Genomic DNA, 19,894 nt, shown 5'->3' with positions numbered 1-19,894 from the left:
ATTACAACTCTCCCTTAAATGCCTGATCTAACAAACTACTTTTTAAAGCTTTTAAATGATTTAGTTTTTGGGTTTGAGTTTCTATTGAACTCCTAATTACTTTGTCATATTCTTCAAAGTTTAAAACACATTTATTTTGAATTTCTAAACTAGGAACTGGAATATTAAGTTCTCCTAGTTTTTTACCATTAAAATTAGGTTGTGCTGCACCAACAATATTGCCAAAAATTTGACTCCAATATTCGTCTGATTGAAAATACCATTTCAAATAATTGGGTGATAATATATCTTGTTTGACTACAACTCTTATTAAGTACGAAGCGAAAATTGATGGTTCTTTATCATTAAAAAGATATGATTTTCCTGCTGTAGCTCCTGTTCTTGCGAACAATACATCTCCTTGATTTAAAATGTATTTTGGTGCTACTTCATTGGATATATCTGAAAACGGTGCTTTTTCAAAATCGACTTGACCGTCTTGAATATCCGTTATTCTTAAATAATAATATTTCCCTTTTTCTTTTGTTTTTCCGGTATAACCATATTGTATTTTATCTGAAATCTTTTTCAATAAATAACTTTTACAATTAAGTTTCCCAAATTCCTCATCCAAAACAGAACCCATCAAATCCTGTGTATGGGTTAAATTGGCTTCTAACAAGCTAATGGTTTTATCTATTTTGGCAAACAAACCATCTAATTTGGTTACAATGCGTTGTTGTTCTGGTAATGGTGGAAGCGGGATTCTGATTGAATTAAGCTTCTTTTGATTTAACTTTGGTTGAGCAGAACCTGTCACATATTCAGAAATATCAATAGAAGAGAAATAATATTCTAAATAATCATTAGTTGTTTTTTCTTCTTTTGCTTTAACAATATGTGCGTGATTATTTACCCAAAATTTCCCATCAGCTTTAAATGCTATTGGATAAACTCGTGCTAATAAATTTGCTCCATCTTCACTTATTAATAAGTGCTCACCTTCAAAAATGAATTCATCAACGTAATCAATTATTCCAGATGCACCATAATACGGATACTTTCCACCTTCTGAATTTTTCCTTTCAGAAGCCTTTATAGGAATTCGTTTACCATCGAAATTATCTACAACTTCTTCAAAACTTACTTCTTCCCACTTACCCATCAATCAACTGTTCTATTTGGTTCATTAATGTGTTTATTTCAGTATCGATTTGCTTAATGGCTTTAAGCAAATCTTTTGGTGTTTGGTGTATGACCTCCACTACTTTGTGTGGGTTTTTGGCGCTTAGGTCGTAGTCTTTAATATCAGCTACGTTAACCGTCCAATCGTTGCAATCTTCTCGATACAATTCGTTCGTTCCTCTCGAATCACTCGAAGTGACAGGCACTTTAGCATTTGTAGCATTACGCTCTTTTGGGTTGTGGAATAGGTGTACAAAATCTGCTATATGCTCGTAAGCAATAGGTTTGTTTTTGGTAAGTTTATAAGGTGGTGTGACGTCGTAATACCAAATGTCACGGGTGGAACCTTTTCTATCAAAATATAAAATATTGGTTTTTACACCACTATACGGTAAAAACACACCAGCAGGCAAACTTACTATGGTATGTACATTAAAGTTTTCTAACAAGGTTTGCTTTACTTTGGTAAAGGCGTTATTGGTTTGAAACAAGACCCCTTCAGGGATTACAATTGCCGCACGACCTTCTAGTTTTAGCATTTTCATAAAATGCTGCAAAAACAAAATCTCTGTTGCGTTACTTTCTACAGGGAAGTTCTGTTGTATTTGGCTTTTTTCTTTTCCTCCAAATGGTGGGTTTGCTAAAATAACATTGTGTCTATCTTTTTCTTGAAAATGGCGTATATTTTGTATTAAGGTATTGCCTTTATATACGTTTGGACTTTCTATACCATGCAGAATCATGTTCATCATCCCCATAACGTAACCCAAACTGGTTTTTTCTTGCCCAAAAAAGGTGTCGTTTTGGATGGTTGCCCAATCTTTAGCTGATATATTCTCTTTTTTATTACCGACAATTAAATACTCATAAGCTTCTACCAAGAAACCACCAGAACCAACTGCTCCATCATAAATGGTATCACCAACCTTAATATCTGTGGTTTCTACCATTGCTTTAATTATGGCTCTTGGTGTGTAAAACTCACCAGAATTTCCACCATCGCTGCCCATTCCTTTAAGTAGGCTTTCGTACACTTGCGACAACTCAAACAACTCATCACTACTTTGAAAATCTAAAGCATCAATAATATCTAATACTTCACGTAATGTGTGACCGCTTACTATTTTATTATCTAAATACTCAAAAATAGCACCTATTTTATAGGTTAGCGTTTTTGGGTCGTTGGTAGTTGCCTTAAAGGCTTGCAAATACGGAAACAAGGTTTTGTTAGCGAAATCTATTAAATCATCTCCTGTTAAAGCACGTTTTACATCTAGCTTACCATCTTCATCTTTAGGGCAAGCCCATTGGTGCCAACGTAAATCTTTACGCAATACATAGTTGTACTCTGTACCTTCTAAATAGGCTTCGTCTGCTTTATTGTCTTCGTAATCGTTTAAAAATTTAAGAAACAGAATCCAAGAGATTTGCTCTGTGTAGTGCATAGCGCCTGATATACCATCGTCACGACGTAGGATATCCGTTATTCTATCTATATTGTTTTGTATACTCATTATATATTATCTCTTAAATAATTGTACATTAATTCTATATCGTTTGAAATTTCAGAAATAGGAATTTGAGCTATCATTTCGTTTAATTTTTCTTCATCAAAACCTCCATCTTTATAAAGTGGATGTAAAATAGTTTTGCTATCGCAATCTCTAATGTCACCTGAAGCATCAAGTGTATTTCCTGTGGTTAAATTTACTAAAGGAAACAAGCTTTGTAATTCTTCTAATTTATTAAAATGTGTGAGCATAGTAGGACTCAATAAGTAATTTTCTATTTCTCTTCGTTTCCAACTTAACAAATGAGATTTAGTTGTTTTACCATTGATTACAAAACTCTTTAAATCCTTAAAATCACTATGAAAATTCACCTTAAAGTCATCTTTTACTTGATTAAGAGGTAAATCATCTTTATCACAAATCAAGAAAATATCTTCTGTTATTAAGTTATTTGGGGCATTGTTTTTAAAATCTTCAACAAACAATAATTTTCCTTTTCCAAATTTCTCATCTGTCGTTTTAAAACTAGAAGATCTTTTAATTGGTATTATCTTATCAAAAACTTGAGTAACAGTATCACCTATTTTTTTATATGCTAGTTTTTTGAAAATAAGCCAATCTACATGGTCATCAAGTAAAACTATTTTTTTTATTCTTGAAGCTACATTAACTTCATACGTTTCTTTTCCTACTATATTAGATAACCTTTTCGAAAGTTCTTTAATTGTTAATTCTGATTCAATTCTACCATTCTCAATAAGCTTTATACTATCAATTTCATTCTGAAGTATTGAATCAGAAATATGTGTAGTGGTAATAATTTTTCCAGAAGCTTTTTTTAAAACACTCCATAATTTTTCTATATTCTCATAATACAGATGAGAGTCAATTTCATCAAATAGAAAAATAGTAGTTTCAGAGTCAAAGAGATCTATAATTGCATAAATTGCAAGTAATTGATATTCACCGTCACTTAAAGAACTGAATTCCAAATTATCCTTAAATCTAAGTTCACATTCCCATAATTCGGCATTCGCGGTCCATCCATTTGCAGCAAGTGCCCAAAAGGTAAAAACCTTATTAATATCTTTATGAGTGAATACATCATAAGCTTTTTTAGAATTTAGTTTTAGCCAACGCTTGAAAAGATTATCGTTATTTAAAAAATCAAAGTCAATATTAAATACTTCAATTATCTTTTCTAAAGTTTCGTGAAAACTAGTTTTTCTTAGTTGATTATCATTGAATTCATATCCTTCTTCAGATTGATCAGTTTTTTCTTCTTCTTCAATTTCTCTTTTAATTTTATCTACGTAATATTTTCTTATTCTAAACCTAAAATGTAATGTTGAAGAAATATCATCATTTAAATCATCTGTGTCTATATAGCCTTCAGTTTTCAAATAAGATCTAACCAGTCCATGTGGTTTAAAAATCGTAGACCAGAAAACTAACATTCTTACCCAGTCGTAATTAAAATAAAATGAGTTTATGGAGGATTCTTCTGTCTCATTTAAATAACGCCTATTAGCTTTTTTATGTTGATTAAATAATGATGTGAAAAGTTCATTTTGTCCGGATGAAAAACAAATTACTCTTAGATTCTCATCTTCTATATACTTTTTAAAAATGGCTTCCAATATAGAGGATTTACCACACCCGTTTTGACCTATAAAAGTTACTAGACCTTTTGTTAAATCTAAAGATTGCTCATCTTCTACTAATTTACTTTTAAAAGCTATTTCCATAATTCTAACTTGCTCTATAAATATTTTCCTGTAATTTATAATAAGCCCCTAAAAGGGTTTTCATATCACCAAAAGCAGTTTTAGCATCTTTAGATGTGCCTAGTTTTAATTTTACCAAATCGCCCAATTTATCTCTTTGTAACTCTTCAATACCATAATCCTCGTAATGTTTTAAAATAAACTCTAAAAACTCTTTTGCTTCTAGGTTTTTATAGACTTCAAAAAATTCAGGTTCGTCTTTTACAAATTTTACCCGTTGTTTACGAGTCATTAAATTTGTGTTAAACGATATATGAGAGAGTACATCAAAAATATCACAGTCTGGCGAGGCTATCATATTACGTAAATCATTGAGCTGCTCATTATCAAAACCTAATTGCCCTAATTGTTTCAGTAAATCTGCACGGGTATCTGGGTTAGACCAAATTTTACGCAAATGAGCTACATCTTTATAAATAGCAGGTAGCTCACCAATTAATTTTTCAAGAAATTCACGAGCGGTTAACGGTTTTCCATTTTCATCTATATAGCGGGTATCAACATCTGTTACTTTTAATTGACGCCCATTAGATAATTCTATAATCAATTTTTCTTTTTTCTCATAAGGTTCATCTGGGTCATTAACCTCAGGTTTCTTTGGCAATTTTGGTTTGGCTTCACCACCTGAGCCATCCTCTTTTGGGTCTTCTGGTTCTCCGTCCCAAGAAGCATCATAAAAGAGATTGGTTGCACCTACGAAATCTATAATGGTAAAAAAGTCCTTACCATCAAAAATCCGTGTACCGCGACCAATTATTTGTTTAAACTCAACCATAGAGCCAATAGGAGCCGTCAATACAATATTTCTAACATTTCTAGCATCAATACCAGTAGTCAACATCTTAGAGGAAGTTAGAATTACCGGTATATCATTATCGTTATCTTGAAATTTTTCTAGAAGTTCACGTCCGTTTTTACCTTCATCGCTCGTTACCCGAACACAGTAATTAGGGTCAGTGACTTCTTTATGTTTGTTGATGTAATCTCGTAAGTCTAACGCATGGTCTTGGTTGGCACAAAAGACTATGGTTTTATCCATCTTGCCTATATGGTTTAGTAGTGTTTTAGCAACTAATTCCGTTCGCTGATTAATAGTGATGCTTTTATTGAAATCTTTAATTTCATAACGGTCTTTTTTTACTTCACCCTGTATTACCGTACTATCGTTAGTGTGTATATACTCGTCTATATTGGTAGTAACACGTTTTGCCTTATAAGGGGTTAAAAATCCATCTTGAATACCATCTTTAAGTGAGTACTCGTAAATAGGCTTACCAAAATATTTATAGGTGTCTACGTTATCATCTCGTTTAGGTGTTGCGGTTAAACCTAAATGAATGGCGGGTTTAAAATGGTCTAATATTGCTCTCCAAGACCCTTCTTCATTTGCGCTTCCTCTATGACACTCATCTATAATAATCAAGTCAAAAAAATCACTTGGATATTCTTTGTAGTAACCACCTATATCTTCACGTTCTGCAATAGCCTGGTAAATAGCAAAGAAGATGTAAGCATTTGTAGGGACTACTCCGTTACGTTTGCGTACTTCTTCGCCATCAATTTTAATGACATCTTTTTCATACGGATTAAATGTATTTATAGCTTGATCAGCTAATACATTTCTATCAGCAAGAAACAAAACCCTTGGGCGTCTATCATTACCATCTAGATTCCATTTAGCCGTTAATAGCTTGTGTACAATCTGAAACGAAATAAATGTTTTTCCTGTTCCGGTAGCTAGTGTTAAAAGAATACGGTCTTCACCATCAGCTATACTTTCCATTACTTTATTTACGGCAATTTCCTGATAATAACGTGGACCAAAATTACCGGTTAGTAAAAATGGAATATTATGTAGTTGTTCTTTTAATCCATTCTTCTTTCCAAATAATCTATTGTATAGTTCTTGAGGTGTAGGAAACTTATCTATGTAATCTCCTTTTCCAACTCTTGTATCAAATTCGTAAATACGTTTTCCGTTAGTGGCGTATACAAAGTTGATTTTCAATTTTTCGGCATATTCCAAAGCCTGTTGTAAACCTTTTGTAGGATGGTCTCCAAGCTTTTTAGCCTCAACAATAGCAAGATTTGTATTATTGAACTTTAATAAATAATCTAGGAAGAGGCGCTTACCTCTTTTATTACCTAATAGTTTCCGACCATCAGTAAAATAATATTCTCTAATAATGTGTATTGGTTCCCAATGACTATCAACTAACTTAGGGTCTATAAAATTCGCCCTTGTATCTGATTCTGAGGTATGTCTGGTCATTTATATTCCCTATCTTTTTAATAATAAATATATTGCACAATCAACCATTATTAACATACGAAGGTTCATTATACATCTTCAATTGACAAATCAGGTCAGGGGTCTTTATCAACCACCAATTTAAACAAACCATCTTTAAAATGCAGGGGAAAAGAAAATTCTTACACGCTTTTTAACGTTAGAATAATAAATCTAAACAGACTACTGGTATTTACCTTACGGAAACCCGTAACCACGGTAAGTAAATTGTGTTATGATAGGTTTAAACAACGTAGGGTCAGTTCGAGTGGCGTCCTGAAAGTGACGTTGTGTCGAGAACGCTTTGGTACACGTGAGCTTCTCGATACTAATTTTCTCGTCCCTCAAAAATTCACTCGAGCTGATAGTTTTTGTTTCCTCCCCTTTAAAAAAACCATTTTATTCCCAGATGGCATCGTTTCTTCTTTTTTGCTAACTTCACGGAAACTAGATGATTATGGCTACGTATTCACTGAACATCAACGGAACCTCTCATGAGGTTGATGTGGCCCCGGGCACCTCTTTGCTCTGGGTGCTACGGGAACATCTGGGTCTCACCGGCACCAAATACGGCTGTGGTATTGCACAGTGCGGCACGTGTACCATCCATGTTGATGGCAATCCTGTGAGGGCCTGCATCCTTCAGGTAGATACGATGGCCAAGGGGCAACAGATCAAGACCATTGAAGGACTTTCGGAAAAGGGTGACCATCCGGTACAGCAGGCATGGATTACCGCACAGGCCCCCCAATGTGGCTACTGCCAGTCTGGTCAGATCATGCAAGCGGCCGCGCTGTTAGAAACAAATCCAAATCCCTCACGGGAAGAAATTAAAAGCTATATGAACGGCGTGCTGTGCCGTTGTGGCACCTATTTACGTATCCTAAAAGCCATTGAAATGGCCAAAGAACAAACCTCCAAAACCTCCTAAGGCCATGAAAAACACAAGCACCAAAGCGATATCCCCCATGGCCCGCAGGCAGTTCTTAAAATCCTCAGGGGGCGTGGCCCTTTTTATTACGGCTTCCGGCCTTTTGCCCAATATACTGTCCTGTACCGACTCCAAAGGGGTTGAGCGCCAACTCACAAAACACGACGTCACCGCTTGGGTGCGCATCACCGAAGACGGCCACACCACCATCTACAATCCCGCGGCCGAAATGGGTCAGGGATCTATGACGTCCCTGCCCTTGGTCTTTGCCGAAGAAATGGATGCGGACTGGTCTAAAGTGCATGTGGAATTTTCGCCCCAGGAGGCGGACATCTATGGCTCCCCAGGCTGGCAACCCGGTACCAAACTCATGTTCACCGTGGGTAGCCGTACCACCAATAGCTACTACTCCGTCATGCGAAAAGCAGGAGCACAGGCCCGTTATGTGCTATTGCATTCCGCAGCGGCCCATTGGCAAGTGCCCATTGGTGAATTGACCACGGGCCCAAGTGAGGTCATCCACGAAAAGAGTGACCAAAAAATAGGCTATGGCGCCTTGGTGGCCTATTTGACCATGCCTGAAACCCTGCCCGATTTCAGCGAATCTGGATTAAAAGACCCCAAAGATTTTCGACTGATCGGCAGCCAGATTCCCCGAATGGAAATCCCCGAAAAAGTGGACGGCAGTGCCCTCTTTGCCATGGATCTTCGTTTGCCTAATATGGTCTATGGCTTTTTGGAACGGGGCGCCCTGCACGGAGCAACACCCACCTTAACCAATGAAGAAGACATCCTAGCCATGGAAGGAGTGCTTAAAGTAGTGCCCTTTGACTATGCCATTGGCGTGGTAGCCAACACCTTGGAGGCCGCCTTGAGCGCCAAAAAGGCCCTTGCTATCCAATGGGGCGATGCCCAGGCCAAGGGATTCAACTCACAAGACATCTACCCTACCTATGCTAAGATGGCCAGTGCCCCCGAAAAGGGCAAGACCGTTAACGAATTGGGTGATGTAGACCATGCATGGCGCACGGCGGCCAAAACCTACGAGGCAGATTTTAAGAACGACTATGTGTACCATGCTCAAATGGAACCCCTCAATGCCATAGTGCAGGTGGCCCAAGATGGGCAGAGTGCCGAAGTCTGGGTGGGCAGCCAGCAAGGTCCGGATACCAAATTAGGTATTCCCGGTCTTTTGGGCATTCCCCATGAGGCGGTCAACGTGCACCTGCAATATTTGGGCGGCGGCTTTGGACGGCGGAGCATGAACGATTTTGTGGTGGAATGTGGCAGCTTGGCCCAGGCCATGTCACCACAACCGGTGAAATTGGTGTGGACGCGCGAAGATGATGTAACCTATGGCTGCTTCAGACCCTTGACTCTGCAACGGTTAAAAGTAAGTACCGATGCCCAGGGTACCCTCACCGGTTTCTCCCATTGTGTGGTAGGCGATGGTGGTAATTTAGTGGCCAGTGGCGCACGTAACGACCATTATGCGATACCCAACCAATGGGTAGAATGGCGCGAGGCCTCCCATGGCGTGCGTTTAAAACACTGGCGTTCGGTAGGGCATGGTCCTAATAAATTTGCGATTGAGGCCATGTTGGACGAGGTGGCCCATGATCAGGGGGTAGACCCTATTGCCCTACGAAGAAAACTGATGGTCAACGCCACCAGGGCCTTGGCAACGCTGGAAAAGGTGGCCGAAATCTCGGATTGGAACGCCCCATTACCCGAAGGCCGCGCCAAGGGGGTTGCCTTTGTGGAGCACGGTTCGTTGGGTACGGGCGTGTGTGAGATTTCGGTAGACCGCACCTCGGGTACGATCAAGGTGCACCGTTTTTGGATCGCTTTAGATGCCGGGGTCGTCATACAACCGGATAATGTAAAAGCCCAAATGGAAGGTGGGGTTATTATGGGCATAAGCTCGGTGCTCAAAGAACAGATTACGGTGGTGGATGGCCAGGTACAACAACGCAATTATAATGACTACCAACTTCTGCGTATGCAAGAGGTACCCGATAGTATTGAAACGGTGATCCTCCCATCTGCGGAGCATCCGGAAGGCGTGGGTGAAACCGCTACCCCCATGGTGGCGGGGGCCATTGCCAATGCCTTTTTACGGTTAACGGGCAAACGGTTACGGCACCTGCCCTTTACCCCAGAACGGGTTTTGGCCGTTTTGAACAGTTAAGGTATTTAAAGGTTAAAACTAAAGCACCTTGTCACTTCGAGTGAATTTTCGAGGTACGAGGAAATTAGTATCGAGAAGATAGCGTACAATAAAGGTTCTCGATACAATTCGTTTGCAGCAATCTACTCGAACTGACCATACGTAAACACAAACAATAACCCGGATGTCACTTCGAGTGTTTTCAAACGAATGAGAGTGAGATTGAAAAAGTATCGAGAAGCATACATGTTCTAAGGAGTTCTCGATACAAGGTTCCCTTTCAGAATGTTTAGAGCAAAACTGGGTACCGTTTTGAAGCCCCGGTACACAGAAAGCTGGTCGTTTCGTAGTGGGTACACTTCACTTATCCGTGTGTTTGCACGCGATTAACCTCCACTGACAACATTTTGTAGGAATTTACTTATAAAAAGTAGATATTGAGGATTTCCAATTAAGTTCCGTTTAACCTAAATTAATCCACACTATGAATGAATTCTCGCAACGTAGGGTAAAACTTGTGTTTATACTTTCCCTATTCACTACGGGCATTTCGGCACTATGGTTTTTTCTGGCCAGAAGTCTGAATTTGAACGAATTGAGCTTGTACATTGCAGCAACGATACCTTTTTTCATCTGTTCCGCTATCATCTCAAAGGTAGGCAACCTCACTCTGGCACGTTTTGTTTATCTAGTCGCCTTTAATATTAGCGTTGTGTTAACTTCTTCTTTCATAGGAAAGGCAGGTAGTGTTGAATTTATATTACTATTTGCCATGGCATTACCCTTTGTGTTTTTCTCATTTAGACGTGAAAAATCGTACGTCGCACTTTTTCCTGTGCTATCCATAGTACTTTGGATTCTTCTCTATGTTTCAGATTTTAATTTATTTACCATCACAAAGATGGATACGACACTTGCAGCCACATATATTTATCCCGTATCTATTTTCACTACTGCGGTGCTTGTGACCTACCAATTGATATTTTTCTCCATGATCAATGCTCGCTATTATTCCAATATACAAGATGAACGGGAAGATGCCATTGAAGCATCTAATGCCAAGTCACAGTTTCTAAGTATGATGAGCCATGAGATACGAACGCCCATGAATGCTATTATAGGACTCTCTCATATTTTGGGCGATACGAATCCTAGACCAAATCAAGAGGAAAATATAGATGCCCTAAACTACTCGGGCAAAATACTATTGAATTTACTGAACAATGTATTGGATTATAGCAAGATGGAAACAAGCGGTGTAGCCCTTGATCCCATTCCTACAGATGTTATGTCGGCTGTAAAGCAGATAAAAAAGATTCATGAGCCAGGTTGTTTAGGGAAAGGGATTACGTTTAAATTACAGGTCGACGAAAAACTTCCAATGTTGTTGTTAGATATTGTCCGGTTTAACCAGGTCATAAATAATCTGGTCTCTAATGCCATAAAGTTTACGAAACAAGGAAGTGTAACCCTAAAAATTACAAAACAGGAAGACCGCAATGGTAATGTGTGTATGCGTACCGAAATTATAGATACGGGAATTGGTATTACAAAAGAACAACAAGAGAAAATATGGCAGCCATTTACTCAAGCCTCTATTAGTACAAATCGCTTATATGGTGGTACGGGATTGGGACTTCCTATCGTAAAAAGTATCGTAGAAGCCATGGGGTCTACAGTACACATAGATAGTGAAGTAGCACAGGGTAGTCGTTTTTACTTTGATTTAGAAGTGAAGTCTATTTCTAACGAGAAGTTGAACCAAGATAATGGGAAAAAAGGGCGTAATCTAAAAGGTAGAAGAATACTACTCGTAGAAGATAACAAAATAAATATCATGGTAGGCAAACAGATATTAGAGAGGGCCAACCTTGTGGTAGATGTCGCCTTTGATGGTCTCATGGCGGTAAATATGGTCAAAGAAAATGATTACTGTGCTGTTCTTATGGATATTCAAATGCCCATAATGGATGGGTATACCTCTTCCATAGAAATAAGAAAATTCAATACCACCTTACCAATTTTAGCGCTATCTGCCTCGGTATTCTTAGAAGTAAAGAGCAAGATAGAACAGAGTGGTATGAACGGATTTATTTTTAAACCCTTTGACCCCGAAGATCTGTACAACAGAATTGAGGCGGTGATAGATCTACCGCTAGCTTCCTAAATTTTAGCATACCCCTACCGTAAACATAAGGAAAACGATGTATTAGTTGAAGCCTGATAGTGGGTTTCGCTCGTATTCCTTCTAAATATCTTGTTGATACCATCCTGTTACGCCTTACCCTAACTTAATCATAGCCTATGCGGTCGCGTATGGTGCCATCTTCTCTATGAATAATGACATCGGCTTGGTACTTGCGGGCAATGCGTTTAGCTTTGTTAATAGCAGTAGTCTGTAGTTTATGTTTAGAGGTAATGCGTTTATTGCCTTCGCGCCGTACTGCCCAATCGTTTTTATAGGGTACTACATGTTGGTGCCATGTTCGTCCTCTTTTGCCTTGGCGAGCACTATTAAAAAAAACTTCTACCAGTTCAATTAAAATGGTAAGCCAAGATTGGGTAGCGTTGTTTTTGGGCATGGTACATTTCGTCTAGTTTTCGAAGATACTATTTTCAGGGAAGATGGTTAACGAACTTTGGAACACGCGAGCTTCTCGATACTAATTTTCTCGTACCTCAAAAATTCACTCGAAGTGACAAAGGAGCTATAATTATCAAATGTCAGTTCGAGTGGCTTGCTGAAAGTGGCGTTGTATCGAGAACGCTTTGGTATACGCTTACCCTTTTAGCTGACGTAATATTTCTGCTATGGCAGCATCTAGCTGGGGTTGTTCCCCTTCCAAACGTTGTTTAAAGTTTTCTGGTACGGTAATGTCTGGTGCTACCCCTGTTTTTTCAAGATCTTGGCCATCTAAAGTAAAACAGCCCCATGCGGGTAGGCGGTAAAAAGAGCCATCTACCAACCCTTTGCCCGAGGTAAAGATGATCCAACGGTAGGTTTCCGTCCCTAGGGTTTTACCCAGTTTTAGGGCTTTGAACCCGGCAGCGGTCATTTCGGCATCGCTCAAGCTTTGCTCATTCATTAATAGGATGATGGGCTTTACCGCAGGGGCAAAATTAGGTTGGGGAGCTAAACCTCCATCTCGGTATTTCCATTTTAGGTAGGGTTTTTGCGATAAAAATTGAAGCACCTCATCATGTACGTTGCCACCGGTATTATAGCGTAGGTCTAAAATCAAGGCCTCCCGCTGGTTGGTTTCCGAAACCATTTCCCGTTTAAAATGTTCCAGTTCGCTACCGCCCATATTTTTCATATATACATAGGCTATCTTCTTGTTCCCATGTTCATCTACATATTTTTGGTTGGTATCTACCCAGGTATCATAGAGCAAGTTTCGTTGGGCCGTATTGCTTATGGGGTGTAGGTTGATGGAAATTGTTTTTCCATCACGCTTAAAATCCATCTGTATTTCTTTATCCAAAGAAGGTTCGTTAAAGTAGGCTTCTCGGTTCTTCTTAGGGTCTATGGCTTGCCCGTTTACAGCTACCAGTACATCGCCTTTCTTGAGATTTTTTCCGGTAACATCCGCAGGACTATCAGCAATAATGGCTTCTACCGTAAAGGGATTCTCGTTAGAAAATTCAATGCCCACGGCCAAGGTCTTGGTTTTATAAAACACATCTTCTTCATCGCCAGAGGAGTTAAAGCCAAAGTGAGAGGTATTGAGTTCTCCTAACATGTCATTGAACAATACCCGTAGTTGGTTGCGGTTGGTTAAATAGGGCAGGTACTGCTCATATTTTTTGCGGAGCAGTGTCCAGTCCTCTCCATGGAAATCGCCATCGTAAAAATTCTCCTCGAATCCGGCCCAAGCTTCCTGGAACATTTGACGGAACTCCTCTGAAAGATTGCGGCGAAAGGTAAAGTCCATTTCAATTTTTTCGGTCTTGTTTTTTTCGATATCTAACGTATGTAGGTTGCCTTTGCCCAACAGATAATAGCTGTCTTTGGCACCCGCTAGTTGATAGCCATTTAGTTCATCATCTAGAACTAGTTCTATCTTATTCTTTTCAAAGGGTTTGATAATGGTTTTCCACAGTTTTGATTTTCCCTCATCATGGTTGCTGATGTACAGCACGTGCATGGCCTCCTCTTTTTCGATTACAGTGGGGCTCGTTTGCTTCCCGAACGCAGGGCTTATAGCGGTGATGCGTTCCATGATACCATCAGGATTGATGGTAATGGTGATGGGCTTTTTCTTTTCTTCCTCCGCTTTGTCCTTCTTGTCATCCTTTTCCTTTTCTTCTTCTTTGAACAGTTCATCATACTTTTCATAGATAAAGGCATCTTCATATTTATCTAAGGGCATCTGGTAAATCTGTGATTCGTTTAGACCATAAGGGTAGCTGGGCTTGGTCAAGTTAGCCATCATGTATAGGTATTTGCCATCAGGGGACCAAACAGGATCGCTTTCGGTAACGCCGGTATTGGTTAGGTTGGTAATTTTTTTGTCGGATAAACGGATGACAAACACATCGTTCTCAAAATTACGGATGGCATTATAGGCAATGTATTTTCCATTGGGCGAGAAGTGGGGTTGTGGGGCATAGAGCGCCCAAAACTCATCTTTGACCACGGTCTCACTTTTAAAATTGGACAAATCTAACAGGCGCAGTTCATCCCTTCCGCTAATGTATAGGGCTTTGCTGAGGTCTGGATCCAAAACAATGTTTACGTTGTTGCGCAGGTCATTGGTATGCTGTTTTTCGGGCACACTCCCATCGGCAGCAATCGTGAACAGGTTGGTATAGCCCTTATAGGTACGGTTGTATAAAAGGGTTTTGTTATCTTTTAACCAGGTTATTTCTAGCACCCGCTCTACTGGATCGGTAGTTATATGTTTAATGAATTTCCCCTTTACATCAGAAACGAACAGTTCGCCCCGTGATATGAAGGCTAGTTTTTTATTGTCTGGCGAAACGGAAAAATTGCTGATGTTGCCCTGTACCTTAAAATCTTGGGTTTTGGTCAAGGTGCTGTTCTCCGTGATCTTGATGGGGATTTTGGTAGCGGTTTTGGTCGCCACATTGTAGCCGTAAACTTGATAATCCTTCCCAAAGACCACCAATTCCCCGTTGGCACTCACTTGGGGGCGGCCAATGGACGTTTCAAATTTGGTGCGTTGCACTTTGGCACCTTTGAACAGCTCATACAGGTTATATTCCCCATTGGCTTCATCAGAAACAAAATAGAGTTTTCCGGCCTGGTCTAAAGTAGCCCATAGATCTTTACCCGCATAGTTGGTGTATTCCTTATAGGTTTTGGTCTTAGGGTTATAGGATTTTATATCGGGATTATAGGCGCCCTTATAGCGTTTGCGATGCGTAAAAATTTTGGCTTCCCAACTTTCATTAAAAAATACTTCTTCCGTCTTTGGATGGATGGCAATATTGGCCACCGTATTAAAATAGTTTTCAAACAAACGTTTGGGAGTACCACCCGTAACAGCCACTTCATACCCCGAATAGCGGTTGTTTCGTGATGAGGTAAAATAGAGGCTCTTGGAATCCCATGCCCAGCTATCCATGTCGTCTGCTGCATCGTTGAAGGTAAGTTGCTGAATACTGCCCCCTTCCATGGGCATTACAAAGATGTCTCTGTTGCCAAATTGGGTAGCACTGAAGGCCAGCCATTTGCCGTCTGGGGAAATTCGGGGTAGGGTCTCTTCCCCGTCCATGGCCGTTAAACGTACGGCGGTACCGCCCGTTACGGGAACACTCCAAAGATCGGTATCATAGCTAAAAACAATGGTTTTTGCATCGGGAGATACGGTTGGGTCCATTAAAAAATAGGCTTCTTGGGCTTGGAGGTTACTAACAAGAAAACCGAATAAAAGAACAAGGAATGGTTTAAAATACATGGTGGATTTTTTAAGAAGATGAAAGATACAAAAAGTACCGAAGCGCTATAGGTTGCTTGGGGTTGTTGTAGCGGGTTTGCCCTACTGTTTTATGAATAAGTGTATAGGCGCTACTCAGGGTAATGCACTTTCAAAAACGCTTGCTTCTCGATACTAATTTTTTAGCACTTCTAAAATTCAAAGGAAGTGCTATTTCGGTCTTCGTGCTATTTCGGTTTTAACTATAATGCCACACTGGATATTCATAAGTTCATTATTTTTAAAGAATCTAAATGTTCCCTATGAAATCGAATCTGCGTTTTAGTACCCTACAGCCTATTCTGGTATTCGTCTTTTTGGCCTTGGTTGCCAGCTGTGCTGAGAAACAGAAAAGTGAGGCCGATGCCACTACCGCATCCGCCAAAATATACATCACAGCCCTAGACAAATCACAACTTTTACAAGAGCATGACGTAGCTACAAAAAGTACGACTACGCCAGCGGGTACCATACAAGTAGACCCAAGTACCACCTACCAAGAAATAGATGGTTTTGGATATACCCTTACGGGCGGTAGTGCGCTACATATCAGTAACATGTCCGCACCAGCAAGAGCAGCTTTGTTGCAAGAATTATTTGGTACAGTTGCCAACAGTATTGGGGTAAGTTATTTGCGTTTAAGTGTGGGCGGTTCCGATTTAGATGAATACCCTTGGTCGTACAACGATTTGCCCAAAGGCGCTACCGATGTAGACCTTGCGCAATTCTCTTTGGCCTATGATACCTTGTATTTGATTCCCGTACTGAAAGAGATTTTAAAAATATCCCCAGAACTAAAACTCATGGGTTCGCCGTGGTCTCCCCCTGCGTGGATGAAAGATAATAAAGACACCCGTGGCGGTAGTTTATTGCCCGAATATCAAGCGGTGTATGCGAACTATTTGGCAAAATATATACAAGAAATGGCAAAGCAGGGCATTACGATAGACGCCCTCACCATACAAAACGAACCCTTGCACCCAGGTAACAACCCAAGTCTATTAATGCTTGCCGACCAACAGGCCAATTTCATAAAAAATGACTTAGGCCCTACCTTCAAAAACTTGGGAATTAATACGAAAATTATCATTTATGATCACAATGCAGACCGACCAGATTATCCGATTTCTATATTAAATGATGCCGATGCGGCCCAATATATAGATGGTTCGGCCTTTCATATGTATGGAGGTGAAATTGAGGCCTTGTCTGAAGTTCATGAGGCACACCCCACCAAGAACCTCTATTTTACGGAGCAATGGGTAGGTGCTCCCGGAGATTTTGCCGGAGATGTCGCTTGGCACAACGAAGTATTGATTATTGGTGCTACCAGAAACTGGAGCAAAACCGTGTTGGAATGGAATGTAGCAGCAGATGAACATCAGAATCCGCATACCGACCGAGGTGGTTGCGACCGTTGTTTGGGTGCATTGACCATAACGGGAGATACCGTAATTCGAAATCCTTCCTATTACATCATTGCACAAGCGTCTAAGTTTGTGCCCCCTGGGTCTGTTCGTATCGCTTCAACTGCATTGGAAAAGGTGCCCAATGTAGCTTTTAAAACGCCCGTTGGAGCATTGGTTACCATCCTTCAGAATAAAGAAACTACAACCAAGACTATAGAAATACAACTAGGTGAAACGGCTGTTTTTGTGGAGATGCCTGCAAAATCGATAGGGACTCTAGTCTTTAAAGACCCCAATAAATCGTAAGGAATTTGCACATTTTAAAAGTGGAAAAAAGGAGTATATGTTATAAAGTTTGTGCGCGGTTCTACAATTAAACGTTTAAAAAATAGTTTGTAAGAATTATAGACCAAAACCCAAAATAAAAAGTAATAGTAAATAATGGCAAAGATTGAAATAAAAGGTTCCCCCGAAGAACTTGAACGAGTGGCCACTTTCTTGGCAAACAACAACATAAAGTTTAATGTGGTCAAAGATTACGGAAATCACTCCTTAGACGATATTGATAAGTATGAACACCTTATCAGTAAGTATGCTTCTAGTATAGGCTAGTACTGACTATTAAGGTAGCCAAGAACATATAGAATTTACCTGCTACCCTTAGTTTGTTCGCGCACGAAAAGATTATATCGAAAAGGTACAATATAGTCTGCCAATAATTCATACAGCAACTTTTACCACATTAGAAAAACAAAATTCGTATTTTAAGGGGGTTGAACGGTATTCGCGATTAACATAGTTTCGTAGAACAAGCAATACATAAAGGATGAAAAAATATCCATCAAAAATTGGTATCGGCCTTGTTATTTTCATAGCAGCCGTATTGGTCGGTAGTACGATACCGATGATGTCACCACCTATTTGGGTTGGACTAATCATTAACCTGCTGCTATTCATTTTTATAGGGCATTTGTTCTTAACTACGTATTATGTAATAGATGGCCATTCATTATTTATTAAATCGAGCTTTTTAATCAATAAGAAAATCGATATTAAAAGGGTTAAGCAAATAGCTGAAACCAATAACATTTTGAGTGCCCCGGCCACATCACTAGATAGGCTTGAAATTGTTTATGGCGAACATGGTAGTATATTAATTTCGCCAAAAGATAAAATAGGCTTTATAGCACAAATGACTAGATTGAATCCTGAAATTGTAGTTCAGTACAAGTCAAAAAACTAAGGTTCAGATTCTAATAAAACACAGATTGAAAATCGATATAAACTCATCAATAACATGAAAGGCTTACAAGATATAAAGGCAGAAATAGACCAATACGTAAGTAGTACCAATAAACCTGCACTAGAGGTTATTGAAGCGCTTAATAAGTACTATTTTAATAAGGCTGTAACGGCAGAGATACAACTGTATAAGAAGAAAAAGAAAAAGGTCGCTGAAATTACGAAGGACTTAAAAATATCGCACCGACGGTTTTATAAGATTCTAGAAGATAAAAAGGTGGAGTTTACCAAATACAACAAGTCTAAGGAAGAGGACCAGGCCTAATTGGTAACATTCTTTTTAAGAAAAGGATTTAAAAAACAGAGACTATAAATGAATCAAGAAGTATTATCAAAACTTAGTACAGAAGAGCTGCTTAAAAGGCATACGGCAGTAAAAACCATGGTATGGCTGCTAGCAATAGGATTGACAGGCGTTTTGCTATTTTTTATCTATATGTCGATACAAGATGGGTTAACTCCATTACTTGTGGTTCCTTTAGCGTTATCTGCCATCATTCCTTTGAACGTAAAGAACATGAAAACACTTAAAAAAGAACTAGATTCAAGAAAATAATCAATTATGAGAAAAACATTATCGATTATCGGGATGGTAATAGCCATAATAAATATTGTTTATAGCTTTTTTGATAATCGAGAAACAGGCCATATGTTCGGGTTTGAACTGAATATTTGGACCTATCGTTTAATTTGGCTTGCTTTGCTCGGTGTAATTCTAAATGGTTACCTCAAAGAAACTAAAAGGGTCAAATAAAGGATGTATAAAACGGAATTACCCAAATTAAGGTACTTATACATCTCTAACCTTTACATCTCATGAAAAAACGAAAGTTTAAAATCAGCGATATCATTTTTGTGGTTTTTATAGCCTTGCTGTTGATCCCACAGACCAGAACACCCATTCAGGTTGCGCTCAATAAATTAAAGGTGGCGGTATGGTCACCCAGTGTTGAGGATGAAGAAGACCAAGAACAGGTAGTTCCTTTTGAATATGTGGTACAAGAGTTGAATGGCGCAACGAAACGTATTGCCATAGGACAAGGGAAGGTTACTTTCTTGAGCTATTGGGCGACTTGGTGTCCACCTTGTATTGCAGAACTTCCGGGGATTCAAGAATTGTATTCCGATTATGGAGACAAAGTTGATTTTGTGTTATTATCCCAAGAAGAGACCGATAAAGTACAACGATTCATCACCAAAAAGGGCTATGATGTGCCAGTGTATATTCCGCAAATGCAAGCACCAGAAATACTACAGAGCAACAGCCTTCCCACTAATTATATTATAGATGCGAAGGGCAATATAATCATCAAAGAAACCGGTGCCGCCGATTGGAACAGTAATAAAGTAAGAATTCTCTTAGATGGCCTGCTCTCAAAATAGGTAGG

The 19,894-nt window shown here is 39.3% G+C and carries 16 protein-coding genes; 10 read left to right on the top strand and 6 right to left on the bottom strand.

What is annotated here, in order from left to right:
- Position 1: 1 nt before the first annotated feature.
- From AACZ41_RS02110 to AACZ41_RS02095, 4 genes are read right to left on the bottom strand one after another with little or no spacing between them, the layout of a single operon-like run.
- Complete coding sequence (locus AACZ41_RS02110) at positions 2 to 1,144, bottom strand: restriction endonuclease subunit S (protein WP_339626024.1); 1,143 nt, start codon at positions 1,142 to 1,144, stop codon at positions 2 to 4.
- The gene (locus AACZ41_RS02105; protein WP_339626022.1) at positions 1,137 to 2,678 is read right to left on the bottom strand and encodes a class I SAM-dependent DNA methyltransferase; all 1,542 of its coding nucleotides are present in this window, start codon (positions 2,676 to 2,678) and stop codon (positions 1,137 to 1,139) included. Before AACZ41_RS02105 ends, AACZ41_RS02110 begins: the two co-directional genes overlap by 8 nt.
- Positions 2,678 to 4,423, bottom strand: coding sequence for an AAA family ATPase (locus AACZ41_RS02100; RefSeq protein WP_339626020.1), 1,746 nt, complete (start codon positions 4,421 to 4,423; stop codon positions 2,678 to 2,680). The genes AACZ41_RS02105 and AACZ41_RS02100 overlap by 1 nt, the downstream gene beginning before the upstream one ends.
- 4 nt (positions 4,424 to 4,427) lie before the next feature.
- Positions 4,428 to 6,734, bottom strand: a complete 2,307-nt coding sequence (locus AACZ41_RS02095) for a DEAD/DEAH box helicase family protein (protein ID WP_339626018.1) — start codon at positions 6,732 to 6,734, stop codon at positions 4,428 to 4,430.
- Positions 6,735 to 7,209: 475 nt separating this feature from the next.
- On the opposite strand from AACZ41_RS02095, the gene AACZ41_RS02090 reads away from it, so the two are divergent.
- The 3 genes from AACZ41_RS02090 (at position 7,210) to AACZ41_RS02080 (ending at position 12,020) form a co-directional block, all read left to right on the top strand.
- Positions 7,210 to 7,683, top strand: coding sequence for a (2Fe-2S)-binding protein (locus AACZ41_RS02090; RefSeq protein ID WP_079511603.1), 474 nt, complete (start codon positions 7,210 to 7,212; stop codon positions 7,681 to 7,683).
- 4 nt (positions 7,684 to 7,687) lie between these two features.
- Positions 7,688 to 9,874, top strand: a complete 2,187-nt coding sequence (locus AACZ41_RS02085; protein WP_339626013.1) for a molybdopterin cofactor-binding domain-containing protein — start codon at positions 7,688 to 7,690, stop codon at positions 9,872 to 9,874.
- 463 nt (positions 9,875 to 10,337) lie between these two features.
- Complete coding sequence (locus AACZ41_RS02080) at positions 10,338 to 12,020, top strand: ATP-binding protein (protein WP_339626011.1); 1,683 nt, start codon at positions 10,338 to 10,340, stop codon at positions 12,018 to 12,020.
- 124 nt (positions 12,021 to 12,144) lie between these two features.
- Here the strand turns inward: AACZ41_RS02080 and AACZ41_RS02075 are convergent, their stop codons facing one another.
- Both AACZ41_RS02075 and AACZ41_RS02070 read right to left on the bottom strand, forming a co-directional pair.
- Positions 12,145 to 12,435, bottom strand: coding sequence for a DUF2188 domain-containing protein (locus tag AACZ41_RS02075; RefSeq protein WP_339626009.1), 291 nt, complete (start codon positions 12,433 to 12,435; stop codon positions 12,145 to 12,147).
- A 198-nt stretch (positions 12,436 to 12,633) separates the two neighbouring features.
- Complete coding sequence (locus AACZ41_RS02070) at positions 12,634 to 15,777, bottom strand: S41 family peptidase (protein ID WP_339626007.1); 3,144 nt, start codon at positions 15,775 to 15,777, stop codon at positions 12,634 to 12,636.
- A 281-nt stretch (positions 15,778 to 16,058) separates the two neighbouring features.
- On the opposite strand from AACZ41_RS02070, the gene AACZ41_RS02065 reads away from it, so the two are divergent.
- From AACZ41_RS02065 to AACZ41_RS02035, 7 genes are all read left to right on the top strand, one after another.
- On the top strand, positions 16,059 to 17,510 hold the full coding sequence (locus tag AACZ41_RS02065) for a glycoside hydrolase family 30 beta sandwich domain-containing protein (protein WP_339626005.1): 1,452 nt from the start codon (positions 16,059 to 16,061) through the stop codon (positions 17,508 to 17,510).
- 135 nt (positions 17,511 to 17,645) lie between these two features.
- Positions 17,646 to 17,816 carry a hypothetical protein gene (locus AACZ41_RS02060; protein WP_339626003.1) on the top strand — a complete coding sequence of 57 codons (171 nt, stop codon included), beginning with the start codon at positions 17,646 to 17,648 and terminating at the stop codon, positions 17,814 to 17,816.
- Positions 17,817 to 18,030: 214 nt separating this feature from the next.
- Positions 18,031 to 18,447, top strand: a complete 417-nt coding sequence (locus AACZ41_RS02055) for a PH domain-containing protein (protein WP_339626001.1) — start codon at positions 18,031 to 18,033, stop codon at positions 18,445 to 18,447.
- Between the two features lie 54 nt (positions 18,448 to 18,501).
- Positions 18,502 to 18,771 (top strand): hypothetical protein, encoded by a 270-nt coding sequence (locus AACZ41_RS02050; protein ID WP_339625999.1) that lies wholly within the window; start codon positions 18,502 to 18,504, stop codon positions 18,769 to 18,771.
- A gap of 48 nt (positions 18,772 to 18,819) precedes the next feature.
- Positions 18,820 to 19,062 carry a hypothetical protein gene (locus AACZ41_RS02045; protein ID WP_339625997.1) on the top strand — a complete coding sequence of 81 codons (243 nt, stop codon included), beginning with the start codon at positions 18,820 to 18,822 and terminating at the stop codon, positions 19,060 to 19,062.
- Positions 19,063 to 19,068: 6 nt separating this feature from the next.
- Positions 19,069 to 19,260 carry a hypothetical protein gene (locus AACZ41_RS02040; RefSeq protein WP_339625995.1) on the top strand — a complete coding sequence of 64 codons (192 nt, stop codon included), beginning with the start codon at positions 19,069 to 19,071 and terminating at the stop codon, positions 19,258 to 19,260.
- Positions 19,261 to 19,322: 62 nt separating this feature from the next.
- The gene (locus AACZ41_RS02035; RefSeq protein ID WP_339625993.1) at positions 19,323 to 19,889 is read left to right on the top strand and encodes a TlpA disulfide reductase family protein; all 567 of its coding nucleotides are present in this window, start codon (positions 19,323 to 19,325) and stop codon (positions 19,887 to 19,889) included.
- Positions 19,890 to 19,894 lie beyond the last annotated feature (5 nt).

Origin of the sequence: uncultured Maribacter sp., from assembly GCF_963974015.1 — a bacterium.
Taxonomy (GTDB): Bacteria; Bacteroidota; Bacteroidia; order Flavobacteriales; family Flavobacteriaceae; genus Maribacter.
Note: the sequence above shows the minus strand (reverse complement) of the source record. Positions and strands in the feature narration are given on the sequence as shown.

Coding starts and splice junctions, on each gene's coding strand:
- AACZ41_RS02100 (WP_339626020.1), bottom strand. CDS start 4,423: ATGGAAATAGCTTTTAAAAGTAAATTAGTAGAAGATGAGCAATCTTTA.
- AACZ41_RS02075 (WP_339626009.1), bottom strand. CDS start 12,435: ATGCCCAAAAACAACGCTACCCAATCTTGGCTTACCATTTTAATTGAA.
- AACZ41_RS02060 (WP_339626003.1), top strand. CDS start 17,646: ATGGCAAAGATTGAAATAAAAGGTTCCCCCGAAGAACTTGAACGAGTG.
- AACZ41_RS02105 (WP_339626022.1), bottom strand. CDS start 2,678: ATGAGTATACAAAACAATATAGATAGAATAACGGATATCCTACGTCGT.
- AACZ41_RS02050 (WP_339625999.1), top strand. CDS start 18,502: ATGAAAGGCTTACAAGATATAAAGGCAGAAATAGACCAATACGTAAGT.
- AACZ41_RS02085 (WP_339626013.1), top strand. CDS start 7,688: ATGAAAAACACAAGCACCAAAGCGATATCCCCCATGGCCCGCAGGCAG.
- AACZ41_RS02110 (WP_339626024.1), bottom strand. CDS start 1,144: ATGGGTAAGTGGGAAGAAGTAAGTTTTGAAGAAGTTGTAGATAATTTC.
- AACZ41_RS02045 (WP_339625997.1), top strand. CDS start 18,820: ATGAATCAAGAAGTATTATCAAAACTTAGTACAGAAGAGCTGCTTAAA.
- AACZ41_RS02035 (WP_339625993.1), top strand. CDS start 19,323: ATGAAAAAACGAAAGTTTAAAATCAGCGATATCATTTTTGTGGTTTTT.
- AACZ41_RS02070 (WP_339626007.1), bottom strand. CDS start 15,777: ATGTATTTTAAACCATTCCTTGTTCTTTTATTCGGTTTTCTTGTTAGT.
- AACZ41_RS02055 (WP_339626001.1), top strand. CDS start 18,031: ATGAAAAAATATCCATCAAAAATTGGTATCGGCCTTGTTATTTTCATA.
- AACZ41_RS02090 (WP_079511603.1), top strand. CDS start 7,210: ATGGCTACGTATTCACTGAACATCAACGGAACCTCTCATGAGGTTGAT.
- AACZ41_RS02065 (WP_339626005.1), top strand. CDS start 16,059: ATGAAATCGAATCTGCGTTTTAGTACCCTACAGCCTATTCTGGTATTC.
- AACZ41_RS02080 (WP_339626011.1), top strand. CDS start 10,338: ATGAATGAATTCTCGCAACGTAGGGTAAAACTTGTGTTTATACTTTCC.
- AACZ41_RS02040 (WP_339625995.1), top strand. CDS start 19,069: ATGAGAAAAACATTATCGATTATCGGGATGGTAATAGCCATAATAAAT.
- AACZ41_RS02095 (WP_339626018.1), bottom strand. CDS start 6,734: ATGACCAGACATACCTCAGAATCAGATACAAGGGCGAATTTTATAGAC.